The sequence below is a fragment of the Streptomyces sp. MZ04 genome, from assembly GCF_004684775.1.
Taxonomy (GTDB): Bacteria; Actinomycetota; Actinomycetes; order Streptomycetales; family Streptomycetaceae; genus Streptomyces.
The window spans coordinates 1-13,228 of record NZ_SRIC01000238.1 but is presented as its reverse complement, the minus strand read 5'-3'; the positions used below and the strand labels follow the sequence as shown (position 1 = coordinate 13,228).

Sequence of the window (13,228 nt, the reverse complement as noted above, 5' to 3'; positions counted from 1 at the left end):
GCATCACCGTCACCGGCTGAACCCCTCCCCGCACCCCGGGCAGAATCGAGCAGAACAGATGATCAGAGCACTCGCCGCGGCTGTCCGCCTGCGCGCCTGCACCACCGAGCAGCTGATCGCCCACACCGAACACCCCCTGCGCCGCACCAACCACCGCCGCCCGCCCATCACCGCCCTGCGCCTCGCCTACCGCCTGGCATCCGGCTACACCCCGCCCTTTAAGGAAAACGCCGCCATCGTCGCAGCCCTCCGCGCCGGCGGATGGCCCGCCCGACTCGCCCTCGGCGCCGACCCCGTACCCGACCACAGCGGCCGACGACACCTCCACGCCTGGATCGAACTCGACGACCAGCCCATCGCCACCAGCCTGCCCGCCCACACCTACCTGGCCGACCTCACCCGATTCCCGCCCACGTAGCAGTTGCAGGCGCTGCCGTCGCCCCGCACACTGCCAGGGCAGTGTGCGGGACAGCACCAACCCGCCACCCGACCCGCCCGCCCGTCATCTAGGCCGAGATGCCCAGGTGCGGGCATCTCGATCTCGTCGATGATGGCCGACAGCGTGCGCCTGGGCGCCAAGGCAGTCTGGGGTGAGAGGGCCTCCGACTGGTCGTGGCGACTGAGACCAGAACTGCGACCACGCACGTCGAAGGGCCGGGTCTGTACGGTCACTGGACAGACCCTCGAGTTGACCCTGCCGGAGACCGGTGTGTGCGGTGGCGCGGGCCTCTTCGACGAGCCGGAGGCCGACGCAGCGGGCGGCGGCTGCTGTGCTGCGCCGGCCACCCTCCAGATCGGTGGAACGTCCACCTCCACGGGCGGCTGCTGACCTCGGTAGAGCCCCGCCGGTGCCGCCATGCCGCTCAGTGGAAGGCGGCTGCTCGGAACGCGTTGCGGATAGCGGTCAAGGGATAGCGGTCAAGGGATCGCGGTCGCGGGAGTAGTAGAGCTTGTTGGTCAGCAGGACCGCCCAACGGCCTCGCGCGGGGGAGATCCACATGCCGGTACCGGTGAATCCGTAGTGGACCCAGATGTCGTCCGCCGCTGGGTCCGTTCCGGGAGCAGGGTGCCAGAACAGGCCGCGAACTGGTGGCAGGTCGCCGAGACAGAGGCGAAGAACAAGCTCAAGGAGGTGTTGCGCGATCACGAGGACGGGCTTGCCATCGCGCCCACCAACTACACGGTCGCGGACGCGGTGAACGACTGGCTCACGTACGGGCTGGCGGGGCGTGACGAGGGCACGATCGAGACCGTCACTGGGCTGAGCCGGACCCACGTGATCCCGGGCCTGGGGGCGCGCAAGCTGCGTGATCTCAGTGCGGAGGACGTCGACCGCTGGCTTGCGGTGAAGGCTCGAACGCTGAGTACGCGCACCCTGCAAGGTCTGCACTCCTGCCTCAACCGCGCGGTCAAGCGAGCCATGGCGCGGGACAAGGTGAAGCGCAACGTCGTGGAGCTGTGCGCCGTTCCGGCCGGCCGTCCGGGGCGCCCGTCCAAGGCGCTCACCTTGGTCCAGGCGGAGGCCGTGCTCAAGGCGGCCGAGGGGACCTCGATGTACGCGTACATCGTCGTCGCCCTGCTGACCGGTGCCCGCACCGAGGAGCTTCGCGCGCTGGCCTGGGACCACGTGTTCCTCGGCGGCAGGCCGGACGCCAGCCCGCCCCAGCCTCCGCACATCGCCGTGTGGCGGTCGGTGCGGCGAGGCGGGGACACCAAGACGCGGAAGTCCCGGCGCACGCTCGCCCTGCCCGCGCGGTGCGTGGAAGTGCTGTGGGCGCAGTTCGAGGACCAGGGCTGGCAGCGCCTCGCCGCCGGTGACGACTGGGAGGAGAACGGGCTCGTCTTCTCCTCGGCTGTCGGCAAACCGCTGGACGCGACCAACGTCCGGCGTGCCTTTCGGGTGGCCCTCAAGGACGCGGAGGGAATCGATGCCGACGAGTGGACACCCCGCGAGCTCCGGCACAGCTTTGTCTCGCTGCCCTCCGACAGCGGCGTACCTCTGGAGGAGATCTCCCGGCTTGTCGGACACTCCGGTACTGCCGTGACCGAAGAGGTCTATCGGAAGCAGATCCGGCCCGTGATCCAGACCGGCGCCGTGGTCATGGACGGCATCTTCAAGCGGGCCCCGGAGCGCTAGTCACGCAGATAGACACGCACACAGAAACAGGTCAGGCACCTACTCTCAAGAGTAGGTGCCTGACCTGGTGTTTCAGCTGTCGGGGTGGCGGGATTTGAACCCACGACCTCTTCGTCCCGAACGAAGCGCGCTGCCAAGCTGCGCTACACCCCGATGTCGTTGCTCCCCGTCCCGCATTGCTGCAGGCCGTGGCGACATCGATTACTTTAGCGGACCGGCGGCCGGAGACGAAATCCGGTTTTCGGCACCCCTGGCCGACAGGGCCCGCAGGGCCTGAGATGGGCCCTCAGGCCCTCGGCGTCAGGGTCAGCAGGGTGGCCTCGGGAGGGCACGCGAAGCGCATCGGGGTGTAGCGGTTGGCGCCGCAGCCCGCCGAGACGTGGAGGTATGACCTGTGGCCCTCCGCCTCGTGTGACGACAGGCCCTTCACGCGGTCCGTGTCCAGGTCGCAGTTGGTGACCAGCGCCCCGTAGAAGGGGATGCAGAGCTGGCCGCCGTGGGTGTGGCCCGCCAGGATCAGCGGGTAGCCGTCGGCCGTGAAGGAGTCCAGGGTGCGCAGGTACGGGGCGTGCACGATGCCCATCGAGAAGTCGGCCCCGGCGTCCGGACCGCCCGCCACGCGCGCGTAGCGGTCGCGTTTGATGTGCGGGTCGTCCAGGCCGGTGAGGCCGATCTCGTAGCCCTCGATCTTCAGCGCGCCCCGCGTGTTCGTCAGGTTCACCCAGCCCGAGGCGTCGAAGCCGTCGCGAAGGTCCTCCCACGGGTTGTGGATCACGCCGACGGCGGGTGCGTTGCCGTTCAGGCCGTGCTTGCCCTGCGCCTTCTCGAGAAGGTAGCGGGCGGGGTTGCGCAGCTTCGGGCCGTAATAGTCGTTCGAGCCGAAGACGTACGCCCCGGGGAACCGCATCAGCGGGCCGAGCGCGTCGAGGGTCTCCGGGACGCCATCGGGGTCGGACAGGTTGTCGCCCGTGTTGATCACGAAGTCGGGGCGGAGGCCGGCGAGCGAGCGCAGCCAGCGCTGCTTCTTGCGCTGGCCCGACACCATGTGGATGTCCGACACCTGGAGGACCCGCAAGGGGCGCATCCCCGTCGGCAGTACGGGGACGGTCACCCGCCGCAACCGGAAGGAACGGGCCTCGAAGCCCACCGAGTAGGCGAGACCGGCCGCGGCCGTCGCCGTGATGCCCAGGGGTACTGCGTATCGCGCGCGCATACTTCCATCGTGTCAGACCCGAAGCGCCGGGAAATCAGCGGGCGTCGGGCCGTGCCGCGTCGAACGATGGCGGTGACATGGGGGCTTTGGGGACGTGCCGGATCACGTGCCTCGCCGAAGCCGAAGCCGAAGCCGAAGCCGAGGACGCGGTGCAGGAAACGTACGCCCGCTGGTACGCCCTGTCCCCACAGCAGCAGCAAGCCATCGAGTCGCCCGGCGCCTGGCTGACCAAGGTCGCCGGACGCGTCTGTCTCAACTTGCTCGGCTCGGCTCGGCACGAGCCCGACGGGAGAGGTACGTCGGCGAGTGGATCCCCGAGCCCGTACCCGAACCCGCGGAGTGGGCAGGCGGTCGGGCGGGCGGCGCCATCGACCCGGCCGACCGCGTCAACCTCGACGAGTCGATCAGCATGGCCTTCCTCGTCGTACTCGAATCGACGACCCCGGCCGAACGCGTCGCCTTCATCCTCCACGACGTCTTCCGCTACCCCTTCGCCGAAGTCGCCGAAGTCGCCGAAGTCGCCGAAGTCGCCGAAGTCGCCGAAGTCGCCGACATCGTCGGCCGTACGCCGGCCGCCGAGCTGGCCTCATCGGCCCGCCGGCGCGTCCGCACCTGGCAGACACCCGCGCCCCCGACCGTCCGGCAGGCCGCCATCGTCAGGAACTTCAAGCAGGCCTGGGAAGCCAAGGACATCGACGCTCTCATCGGCCTCCTCGACCCGGACGTCACGGCAACCAGCGACGGCGGCGGCCTCGCCACCACCGTGCGCCGCCCGCTCGAAGGCGCCCAGCAGCTCGTGCGCGGCCTCGTCGACCGTGTACGCGTTCGACATCGCAGACGACCGGATCACGCGCATCTGGGCCGTACGCAACCCTGAGAAGCTCCGGCCGTGGACGGTGGACCAAGCAACCTGACCTGTGCGATCTGACCATGACGCCAATTCTCATACCGGTATAGTTTGAACGGTATAGTTATTGGTTCATTGGTTACGTGAGAAGGGCGCCGCATGATCGAGATCCTCAACCCCACCCTGCTGGCCCGAGCAAGAGACACCGGCGCCCTGGTCGGGGACATCCTGCAGACGCTGAAGAGTCGCAGCACGATCGGCACGAACCTTCTGGACATCAACCAGTGGGCCGAGAAAATGATCGTCGAGGCGGGAGCGCAGTCCTGCTACGTCGACTACGCGCCGTCCTTCGGACGCGGCCCGTTCGGCCACTACATCTGCACGGCCGTCAACGACGCCGTGCTCCACGGACAGCCGTACGACTACACGCTCGCCGACGGTGATCTGCTGACGCTCGACCTCGCCGTCTCCAAAGGCGGAGTCGCCGCGGACGCCGCCATCAGCTTCCTCGTGGGTGACGCGAAGCCCCCGGAGAGCGTCGCGATGATCAACGCGACCGAACGCGCGCTGGCCGCAGGAATCGCCGCCGCCGGGCCCGGTGCTCGCATCGGCGACATCTCCCATGCCATCGGAACCGTCCTCGGCGAGGCGGGGTACCCGATCAACACCGAGTTCGGAGGTCATGGCATCGGATCAACGATGCACCAGGACCCGCACGTTGCGAACACCGGACGGCCCGGCCGCGGCTACACACTGCGCCCCGGGCTGCTCCTCGCCCTGGAGCCGTGGGTCATGCAGGACACCGCTCAACTCGTCACCGATGCCGACGGGTGGACGCTCCGCAGTGCGACAGGCTGCCGGACGGCACACAGCGAGCACACGATCGCCATCACCGACGACGGAGCCGAGATCCTCACCCTGCCGAAGCTGCCGAAGCTGCCGAAGCAGCCGAAGCAGCCGAAGCAGCCGAAGCAGCCGAAGCAGCCGAAGCAGCCGAAGCAGCCGAAGCAAGCGCGGCCGTGAGGTCGGAGATGTTCGGCCCGTGCGCGGATACGCTCTTGTCGGTCGACGTCCGTCTGGTCGTCATCGGGCCAACTCGCGTAGCCGAGCCGAGTCGCTTGTGACCTGCGATATCTCGTTGACCGGGTCCATGCCAAAACACTATGAAGGACGTATGACCACGCTCAAGTCGAAGCTGCAGGAAGACCTCACCGCCGCGATCAGGGGGCGTGACGAGCTGCGCTCCTCGACGCTCCGACTGACCCTCACGGCGATCACGAAGGAGGAGGTCTCGGGCAAGACGGCCCGCGAACTCTCCGACGACGAGGTGCAGAAGGTGATCACCCGCGAGGCGAAGAAGCGCCGCGAGGCCGCCGAGGCCTTCGCCCAGGGCGGTCGCGCCGAGCAGGCGGCGAAGGAGAAGGCGGAGGGCGAGATCCTCGCCGAGTACCTGCCGAAGCAGCTCTCCGAGGACGAGCTCCAGGCGATCGTCGCCCAGGCCGTCGAGGAGGCCAAGGCCGCCGGCGCCGAGGGGCCGCGCGCCATGGGCCAGGTCATGAAGATCGTGAACCCGAAGGTCGCGGGCCTGGCCGAGGGCGGCCGCGTCGCCGCCCTCGTAAAGAAGCTGCTGGCGGGCTGAACACCGCGCCTCCGTAGCTGAACACCGCTTCTCCGTAGTGGTACGTGCATGAGGGCGCCCCCTGAAATCAGGGGGCGCCCTCATGCACGTACAAGCGGCAGAGAACGAAGCAACAGACGACTGTCGCGGCAGAGAACTACCTGCCCCAGCCGCCGCCGATCCCACCGATCCCACCGTTCCCGTTCCCGCCGTTCCCACCGCCGCCGATGACGTCCGGCGGCAGTGAGATGTCCGGCCAGGGCTCGCCGCCACCGCCGCCGTCGCCACCACCGCCGTTCCCACCGCCGCCGCCCGGCTTGTTGTCGTCGTGGGGCTTGTCCTCGTCCTTGCCCTTGTCGCCGTCCGGGATGTGGATGGTGTTGAAGCCCGGCGCGGGCTTGCCCGCGAGCGCGCCGCTCATCGCGTCGCGCCAGATCGGACCCGGCACCTCGCCACCGAAGACCTTGTCGTACGGGACTCCGCCGATGGTGATGTCGACCATCTGCCGCTTGTGCTGCGGGTCGCCGACCCAGACCGCGCCCGACATGTTCGGGGTGTAGCCCACGAACCATGCGGCGTAGCGGTAGTCGGTCGTACCGGTCTTGCCCGCGCTCGGGCGGGAACCGAGGCCCGCCTGCTGGCCCGTGCCGTCCTCGACCACGCCCTTCAGGAGCGTGTTGATCGTGTCGGCGGTCTTCTGCGACATCGCGCGCGAGCACGAGGACTTCGGCACCGGCAGCGACTTGCCGCCCGGAGCGGAGATCGACTCGATGGCGATGGGCGTGCAGTACGTGCCGCGCGAGGCGAACGTCGCGTACGCGCCTGCCATCGTCAGGGGCGACATCTCCTGGGTGCCGAGCGCGATCGACGGCGCCTGCACCATCTTGTTGCCGTCGGCCCGCTCGACGCCCATCTTCCTGGCCATCTTCGTCACCGGGCAGATCCCGATGTCGCCGATCATCTCCACGTAGTAGGTGTTGACCGACTTCGCGGTCGCTTCCTTCATGGCGTAGGGGCCGACCTCGGACTCGTTCTCATTGGTGAGCTTCGCGCCGCCGGAGTTCACCCACTCCTTGCCGTCGCATGCCGCGACGCGCTTCGGATACGGCATCTCGTACGGCGAGCCGTAGCTCTTCGTAGGAGGCATGCCGCCCTCCAGGCCGGCCGCCGCGACGATGGGTTTGAAAGTCGAACCCGGCTGGTAGCCCGCGCCGCCGCCCATGGCGTCGTCTACGGAGAGGTTGATCGTGGTCTCGTCCTTCTTGAAGCCGTACGGACGGGACTGGCCCATGCCCAGGATCTTGCCGGAGCCCGGCTCGACGATGGTGGCCGCCGTCGCCACGTCGTCGGTCTGGTTGACGTGATCCTTTATCGAGGCCTGCACGGACTGCTGCGCCTGCGGGTCGAGCGTCGTCTTGATCTGCAGCCCGCCCTGGTTCCAGACCTTGGCCCGGTCCTCCTTCGTCTTGCCGAAGACCGGATCGGAGAGGAAGACCTCGCGTACGTAGTCACAGAAGAACCCGGCGCCGCTGACCGCCGTGATGCAGCCGTTCTTCGGCTTGCTCACGTTCAGGCCGAGCGGCTTCTTCTTCGCCGCCTCGGCCTCCGCCCGCGTGATGTCGTGCGTCTCCGCCATCCGCTGGATGACGACGTTGCGGCGCTTGGTGGCTTCCTGCGTGTCGTTGACCGGGTCGTACCGGCTGGGGGACTGCACGATGCCGGCGAGCAGCGCGGCTTCCTGGATCTTCAGGTCCTTGGCCGGCTTGGAGAAGTACCGCTGGGAGGCGGCCTCGACGCCGTACGCCTGCTGCCCGAAGTAGGTGATGTTCAGGTAGTTGCTGAGGATGCGCTTCTTGCCGAGCTTGTCCTCGATCTGGATCGCGTACTTCAACTCGCGGATCTTGCGCCCGAGGGTCTGCTGGGTGGCCTCGGCGACCTTCGTCGGGTCGTCGCCGGCCTCCTCCACGAAGACGTTCTTCACGTACTGCTGGGTGAGCGTGGACGCGCCCTGGGAGACGCCACCGCTCTGTGCGTTCTGGTTCAGCGCGCGCAGGATGCCCTTCGCGTCGACCGCGCCGTGTTCGTAGAAGCGGGCGTCCTCGATCGCGACGATCGCCTTCTGCATGTACGGCGAGATCTCCTTGAGCGGCACCACGGTGCGGTCACGTGAGTAGACCGTGGCGATCGCGCCGCCCTTGGCGTCCAGGATCGTGGTGCGCTGACTCAGCGGCGGCTGCTTCAAGTTGGCGGGGATCTCGTCGAATCCCTCGACCGACCCCTTGGCCGCGAGGCCGAGCGCACCGGCCGCGGGCAGGGCGATACCGGCCAGCACCGCTCCCGCGAGGACGCTGACACCTAGGAACTTCGCGGCCTGCTGAGTTGGTGACAGACCACCGCCCGAGCGCTTCTTTCCCATGAGGGCAGCCTACGTTCTGATTCGCCGGACAGGCCTCAATGCCTTGGCCTAAGCTGCTCTCAACTGTCACAGCAGTGCGGTTCAGCAACAACCCCACCGTCATCCCCGAATCTGACGAAGGGCCACCTCCGGCTCCTGGAGAGCCTGAGGGAGTGTCCGAATTCGCCTCATGTGCCATCCGGTGCCCGTTGTGACTCAACTGAAATGCCCGCCTATGTCGGGTTCCTCACGCATGTCGCCAGCTCACTCCGTCGGGTGATCTGCCGCTTACGCATAGTCCGTTCGGGCCATTCAAGATTGGGCCCGAAGGGGGTGTTGCGCTGTCGCCACCTTCCGTAACGTCCTCAACTGGCGGCGGTGAATATGCCGCTGCCGCCGTGGGGGAGCCTCGATTCGGGAGAGGACGGCGCCGGTATGGGCTGGGTAACCGACTGGAGTGCGCAGGCGGCCTGCCGCACTACCGATCCAGATGAACTGTTCGTTCAAGGAGCAGCGCAGAACAGGGCCAAGGCGGTGTGCACCGGCTGCCCGGTGCGGACCGAGTGCCTGGCCGACGCGCTGGACAACCGCGTCGAGTTCGGCGTGTGGGGTGGCATGACGGAGCGGGAGCGCCGCGCACTGCTGCGCAGGCGTCCCACCGTCACCTCATGGCGTCGGCTGCTCGAGACCGCGCGCTCCGAGTACGAGCGCGGCGCGGGCCTGCTGCCCGTGGACTTGGAGGACGACGAGACGTACGAGAGCTACGCGGCGGTGGGGTAACCCACCGCGGCGGTGGGACAGACCCGCCGCTCAGGCAGCTCCGGCCGGATCACCATCAGCACCGGCCGCGAGCCGGTCCCCGATGGCCCGAAGGCCTGCCAGGTCATGCACATCGCCCGGCAGCGCGGTCACTTCGGCCACAGCCACCTCGGGGTGGAGCGCGGTGAAACGGTCGCGTGTGCGCTGTTCGCGCGCGAGCAACTGCATACGTTCGGCGTGCAGCCGCAGCAGACCGGCGGTCAGCTGCTCGACGGACGAGTCATGAAGTTCAGGCGAGTCATGAAGTTCAGGCGAGTCATGAAGTTCAGGCGAGTCATGAAGTTCAGAAGGTGCGGGGCTCTCAGGGCTTTCGGAAGTCGGGCTTTCGGAAGTCGCGGGAGTCTCGGGGGAGTCGGCGCGAGCCTCCTGGGAGGTACGCCCTCCAACCTTCCCGTCCCCCTGATCCACAATGCGGCTCTCATCAAGATTTTCCGCGGCGGCAAGTGCCCGCTCGGCCGAAAGCCGGGCGGCGCCGCTGCTGTGCACCCGGTTCAGCACGAGACCGGCGAGCGGCATGTCGTCGGCGGCCAGGCGCTCCACGAAGTACGCCGCCTCGCGCAGCGCGTCCCGCTCCGGCGACGCCACCACGAGGAACGCCGTGCCGGGCGCCTGAAGCAGCCGGTACGTGGCGTCCGCGCGGTTGCGGAAACCGCCGAACATGGTGTCCATGGCGGCCACGAACGTCTGCACGTCACGCAGCAGTTGACCGCCGAGCAGCTTGCCCAGGGCCCCCGTCATCATCGACATGCCCACGTTCAGGAACTTCATCCCGGCCCGGCCGCCCACCTTCGCGGGGGCCATGAGCAGCCGGATCAGCTTCCCGTCCAGGAACGAACCGAGGCGCTTGGGGGCGTCGAGGAAGTCGAGGGCCGAGCGCGACGGCGGTGTGTCGACGACGATCAGATCCCACTCGTCGCGGGAGCGCAGCTGCCCCAGCTTCTCCATCGCCATGTACTCCTGCGTGCCCGCGAAGCCCGCCGAAAGCGACTGGTAGAACGGGTTGTTGAGGATCGCGCTCGCCCGCTCCTTGTCCGCGTGCGCCTCGACGATCTCGTCGAAGGTGCGCTTCATGTCGAGCATCATGGCGTGCAGCTCGCCGTCCCCGTCGACGGCCTTGACCCGGCGCGGGACGTTGTCGAGCGAGTCGATCCCCATGGACTGGGCGAGCCTGCGCGCCGGGTCGATGGTGAGGACGACGACCTTGCGGCCCCGTTCGGCGGCGCGCAGGCCGAGCGCGGCCGCCGTGGTCGTCTTGCCGACGCCTCCGGAGCCGCAGCACACGATGATGCGGGTCTTCGGGTCGTCGAGCAGCCTGTCCACGTCGAGACTGCGGGCCGGATCCAGGGGGCGCACCGGGTTGGTGCGCGCCGGGTCAGGGGTGCGTGCCGGGTCGGGCGTCGTCATGCGATCCCTTGCTTCCGCAGTTCCGTCGCGAGGTCGTAGAGCCCCGCCAGGTCCATCCCCCCTGCGAGCAGCGGGAGTTCGTGCCGGGGCAGGTCCAGGTCGCCGAGCACGGCCCGCTGGTCGCGCTCCAGGGCGTACCGCTCGGCGTACTCGGCGGCCTGCTCCAGGAGCGGGTCGACCAGCCGCTCCGCGTTGCCGCCGCGCCGGGCGCCGCCGAGGCCCGCGGCCGACAGGGACTTGGCGATGGCGGTCCGCGGGGTCTGCTCAAGGCCCAGTTCGAGCGAGGCCTCGTCGAGCAGGGCGGGCCGCACCATGTTCACGATGACCCGCCCCACGGGCAGCTGCGCCGCATGCAGCTCGGCGATCCCGTCCGCGGTCTCCTGGACGGGCATTTCCTCGAGCAGGGTCACCAAGTGCACGGCGGTCTCGGGGGACTTGAGGACCCGCATCACGGCCTGCGCCTGATTGTGTATCGGGCCGATCTTGGCGAGCCCCGCCACCTCGTCGTTCACGTTCAGGAAGCGCGTGATGCGTCCGGTCGGAGGGGCGTCCATCACCACGCAGTCGTACGTGAACCGCCCGCTCTTCTCCTTGCGGCGTACGGCTTCGCAGGCCTTGCCGGTCAGCAGGACGTCCCGCAGGCCCGGCGCGATGGTGGTGGCGAAGTCGATGGCGCCGAGCTTCTTGAGCGCGCGTCCGGCGCCCCCCAGTTTGTAGAACATCTGGAGGTAGTCGAGCAGCGCCAGTTCGGGGTCGATGGCGAGGGCGTACACCTCCCCGCCCCCCGGAGCGACGGCGATCTTCCGCTCCTCATAGGGCAACGCTTCGGTCTCGAAGAGCTGCGCGATGCCCTGCCTGCCCTCGACCTCCACGAGGAGGGTGCGCTTGCCCTCCGTCGCGAGGGCGAGCGCTAGGGCGGCGGCCACCGTGGTCTTGCCGGTACCACCCTTGCCGCTGACGACCTGGAGCCTGCTCACACTTGTGAGCCTAACCAGTCGCCGTCCGGACTACGCAGGAGGCCACCGTGAGCAGCGCCTCACAGCGGATACAGTCGGCCGTATGACCAAGTGGGAATACGCAACCGTGCCGCTGCTCGTCCATGCCACGAAGCAGATTCTGGACACCTGGGGCGAGGACGGCTGGGAGCTCGTCCAGGTCGTGCCCGGGCCGAACAACCCTGAGCAGCTCGTGGCCTACCTGAAGCGGGAGAAGCAGGCATGAGCGGCGTCGTGGATGCTCGCCTCGCCGAGCTCGGACTGACCCTGCCGGAGGTGGTGCCGCCGCTGGCGACCTACCAGCCGGCCGTCCAGTCCGGTGTGTACGTGTACACCTCGGGGCAGCTCCCGATGGTGGAGGGCAAGCTTCCGGTGACCGGCAAGGTCGGCGCCGAGGTGACCTCGGAGGAGGCCAAGGACCTGGCCCGCACCTGCGCCCTGAACGCGCTCGCCGCGGTGAAGTCCCTCGTCGGTGACCTGGACCGGGTCGCGCGCGTCGTGAAGGTCGTCGGCTTCGTCGCCTCGGCCCCCGACTTCACGGGCCAGCCCGGCGTGATCAACGGCTCGAGCGAGCTGCTCGGCGAGGTACTCGGCGACAAGGGCGTGCACGCCCGCAGCGCCGTGGGCGTGGCGGTCCTGCCGCTGGACGCGCCGGTCGAGGTCGAGATCCAGGTGGAACTGACCGAGGCGTGATCGCTCTGCGGGTGGATCTGACCGAGGCGTGATCGCTCTGCGGGTGGAGCAGGCAGTGGCGTGATCGCTGCTTTCTGGCACCCGATAGTTGCCTCTCGAACATCAGCCCGCCAGGGGATAGCCTCCGCCCATGGCTAATGGGCAGTGGTATCCCCCGGAGTGGCCCGACCGCATCCGGGCGCTGAGCAGCGGCGAACTGACGCCGGCTACTCCGCGCCGGGCCGCCACGGTCATGCTCCTCCGGGACTCCGCGGCGGGCCCCGCCGTACACATGCTGCGCAGACGCGCCTCCATGGCCTTCGCCGGAGGCGCGTACGCGTATCCGGGCGGCGGAGTGGACCCGCGCGACGACGACCACCTGGTCCGCTGGACGGGTCCGTCTCGTGCCGTATGGGCGGCGAGGCTCGGCGTGGACGAGCCGGGCGCCCAGGCGATCGTGTGCGCGGCCGTACGCGAGACGTACGAGGAGGCGGGCGTGCTGCTGGCAGGTCCCACCCCCTCGACGGTCGTCGGCGACACCACGGGGGAGGACTGGGAGGCGGACCGCGAGGCGCTGGTGGCCCGCGAGCTGTCCTTCGCGGAGTTCCTCGACCGCCGGGGCCTGGTCCTCCGTAGTGACCTGCTCGGCGCCTGGGCACGGTGGATCACTCCGGAGTTCGAGCCGAAGCGGTACGACACGTTCTTCTTCGTGGCGGTGCTTCCGGAGGGGCAGCGCACGCGCAACGCCTCCACGGAGGCGGACCGTACGGTGTGGATCGCTCCAGGGAAGGCCACGGAGGGGTACGACAAGGGCGAGCTCCTGATGATGCCGCCGACGATCGCGACGCTGCGCCAGCTGAGCCGCTACGGGGCCGCGGCGGAGGCCCTATCCGCCGCCCCGGAGCGCGACCTGACCCCGGTCCTGGCCCAGGCACGCCTGCAGAACGGCGAGTTGACCCTGACCTGGCCGGGCCACGAGGAGTTCACGAAGCACATCCCGACGGACGAGGCCCCGTGAAGGCCGTGCAGGGGCGCTCCCACCCACCCGGTTGCCCTGCTCCTTCCCCCTGTCTCTTATAAACATCTCCGAGCCCACGAGACGCTCATGTATCTTGTATGCCGTCTTCT

The 13,228-nt window shown here is 68.7% G+C and carries 12 protein-coding genes, 1 tRNA gene and 3 pseudogenes; 10 read left to right on the top strand and 6 right to left on the bottom strand.

Going from position 1 to position 13,228, the window contains the following annotated elements; genetic code table 11:
- Nucleotides 1-418: lasso peptide biosynthesis protein (locus E2651_RS33315; RefSeq protein WP_209446308.1), on the top strand; the 418-nt coding region annotated here is incomplete at its 5' end.
- Nucleotides 419-676: 258 nt separating this feature from the next.
- Nucleotides 677-829 (top strand): annotated as a pseudogene (locus E2651_RS45625) (flavoprotein); the annotation flags it as partial.
- Between the two features lie 34 nt (nt 830-863).
- On the opposite strand, the pseudogene E2651_RS45620 reads toward E2651_RS45625, so the two are convergent.
- A pseudogene (locus E2651_RS45620) lies at nt 864-1,102 on the bottom strand (serine hydrolase); the annotation flags it as partial.
- On the opposite strand from E2651_RS45620, the gene E2651_RS33300 reads away from it, so the two are divergent.
- Nucleotides 1,067-2,137 (top strand): site-specific integrase, encoded by a 1,071-nt coding sequence (locus tag E2651_RS33300; protein ID WP_245239385.1) that lies wholly within the window; start codon nt 1,067-1,069, stop codon nt 2,135-2,137. The pseudogene E2651_RS45620 and the gene E2651_RS33300 sit on opposite strands and share 36 nt — an antisense overlap.
- A 79-nt stretch (nt 2,138-2,216) precedes the next feature.
- Here E2651_RS33300 and E2651_RS33295 read toward each other — a convergent pair.
- Together E2651_RS33295 and E2651_RS33290 are read right to left on the bottom strand one after the other, a co-directional pair.
- Nucleotides 2,217-2,290: transfer RNA gene (locus tag E2651_RS33295), tRNA-Pro, on the bottom strand.
- A 133-nt stretch (nt 2,291-2,423) separates the two neighbouring features.
- Complete coding sequence (locus E2651_RS33290; RefSeq protein WP_135334978.1) at nt 2,424-3,350, bottom strand: metallophosphoesterase; 927 nt, start codon at nt 3,348-3,350, stop codon at nt 2,424-2,426.
- Between the two features lie 125 nt (nt 3,351-3,475).
- Here E2651_RS33290 and E2651_RS33285 point away from each other — a divergent pair.
- The 3 genes and pseudogenes from E2651_RS33285 to E2651_RS33270 all read left to right on the top strand — a co-directional run.
- Nucleotides 3,476-4,264 (top strand): annotated as a pseudogene (locus E2651_RS33285) (sigma factor); the annotation flags it as partial.
- Between the two features lie 92 nt (nt 4,265-4,356).
- Nucleotides 4,357-5,220, top strand: coding sequence for a type I methionyl aminopeptidase (gene map / locus E2651_RS33280; RefSeq protein ID WP_245239384.1), 864 nt, complete (start codon nt 4,357-4,359; stop codon nt 5,218-5,220).
- Nucleotides 5,221-5,371: 151 nt separating this feature from the next.
- Complete coding sequence (locus E2651_RS33270; protein WP_135334976.1) at nt 5,372-5,836, top strand: GatB/YqeY domain-containing protein; 465 nt, start codon at nt 5,372-5,374, stop codon at nt 5,834-5,836.
- A gap of 136 nt (nt 5,837-5,972) precedes the next feature.
- Here E2651_RS33270 and E2651_RS33265 read toward each other — a convergent pair whose 3' ends face one another.
- Nucleotides 5,973-8,231 (bottom strand): transglycosylase domain-containing protein, encoded by a 2,259-nt coding sequence (locus tag E2651_RS33265; RefSeq protein WP_135334975.1) that lies wholly within the window; start codon nt 8,229-8,231, stop codon nt 5,973-5,975.
- A 414-nt stretch (nt 8,232-8,645) separates the two neighbouring features.
- Here E2651_RS33265 and E2651_RS33255 point away from each other — a divergent pair, with 414 nt between their 5' ends.
- Nucleotides 8,646-8,990: a WhiB family transcriptional regulator gene (locus tag E2651_RS33255; protein ID WP_167828965.1), complete on the top strand. Its 345-nt coding sequence runs from the start codon at nt 8,646-8,648 to the stop codon at nt 8,988-8,990.
- A 30-nt stretch (nt 8,991-9,020) separates the two neighbouring features.
- Here E2651_RS33255 and E2651_RS33250 read toward each other — a convergent pair whose 3' ends face one another.
- Nucleotides 9,021-10,433 (bottom strand): ArsA family ATPase, encoded by a 1,413-nt coding sequence (locus E2651_RS33250; RefSeq protein WP_135334974.1) that lies wholly within the window; start codon nt 10,431-10,433, stop codon nt 9,021-9,023.
- A complete protein-coding gene (locus E2651_RS33245) occupies nt 10,430-11,410 on the bottom strand; it encodes an ArsA-related P-loop ATPase (RefSeq protein ID WP_135334973.1) in 981 nt (326 codons plus the stop codon). The genes E2651_RS33250 and E2651_RS33245 overlap by 4 nt, the downstream gene beginning before the upstream one ends.
- 82 nt (nt 11,411-11,492) lie before the next feature.
- On the opposite strand from E2651_RS33245, the gene E2651_RS33240 reads away from it, so the two are divergent.
- The 3 genes from E2651_RS33240 to E2651_RS33230 all read left to right on the top strand — a co-directional run bounded on the left by E2651_RS33240 (nt 11,493) and on the right by E2651_RS33230 (nt 13,118).
- Complete coding sequence (locus E2651_RS33240; RefSeq protein WP_003975360.1) at nt 11,493-11,654, top strand: DUF4177 domain-containing protein; 162 nt, start codon at nt 11,493-11,495, stop codon at nt 11,652-11,654.
- Complete coding sequence (locus E2651_RS33235) at nt 11,651-12,121, top strand: RidA family protein (RefSeq protein ID WP_135334972.1); 471 nt, start codon at nt 11,651-11,653, stop codon at nt 12,119-12,121. The genes E2651_RS33240 and E2651_RS33235 overlap by 4 nt, the downstream gene beginning before the upstream one ends.
- Nucleotides 12,122-12,251: 130 nt before the next feature.
- The gene (locus E2651_RS33230) at nt 12,252-13,118 is read left to right on the top strand and encodes an NUDIX hydrolase (RefSeq protein WP_135334971.1); all 867 of its coding nucleotides are present in this window, start codon (nt 12,252-12,254) and stop codon (nt 13,116-13,118) included.
- Nucleotides 13,119-13,228 lie beyond the last annotated feature (110 nt).

Coding starts and splice junctions, on each gene's coding strand:
- E2651_RS33290 (WP_135334978.1), bottom strand. CDS start 3,350: ATGCGCGCGCGATACGCAGTACCCCTGGGCATCACGGCGACGGCCGCG.
- E2651_RS33255 (WP_167828965.1), top strand. CDS start 8,646: ATGGGCTGGGTAACCGACTGGAGTGCGCAGGCGGCCTGCCGCACTACC.
- E2651_RS33250 (WP_135334974.1), bottom strand. CDS start 10,433: ATGACGACGCCCGACCCGGCACGCACCCCTGACCCGGCGCGCACCAAC.
- E2651_RS33240 (WP_003975360.1), top strand. CDS start 11,493: ATGACCAAGTGGGAATACGCAACCGTGCCGCTGCTCGTCCATGCCACG.
- E2651_RS33235 (WP_135334972.1), top strand. CDS start 11,651: ATGAGCGGCGTCGTGGATGCTCGCCTCGCCGAGCTCGGACTGACCCTG.
- E2651_RS33265 (WP_135334975.1), bottom strand. CDS start 8,231: ATGGGAAAGAAGCGCTCGGGCGGTGGTCTGTCACCAACTCAGCAGGCC.
- E2651_RS33230 (WP_135334971.1), top strand. CDS start 12,252: ATGGCTAATGGGCAGTGGTATCCCCCGGAGTGGCCCGACCGCATCCGG.
- map (WP_245239384.1), top strand. CDS start 4,357: ATGATCGAGATCCTCAACCCCACCCTGCTGGCCCGAGCAAGAGACACC.
- E2651_RS33270 (WP_135334976.1), top strand. CDS start 5,372: ATGACCACGCTCAAGTCGAAGCTGCAGGAAGACCTCACCGCCGCGATC.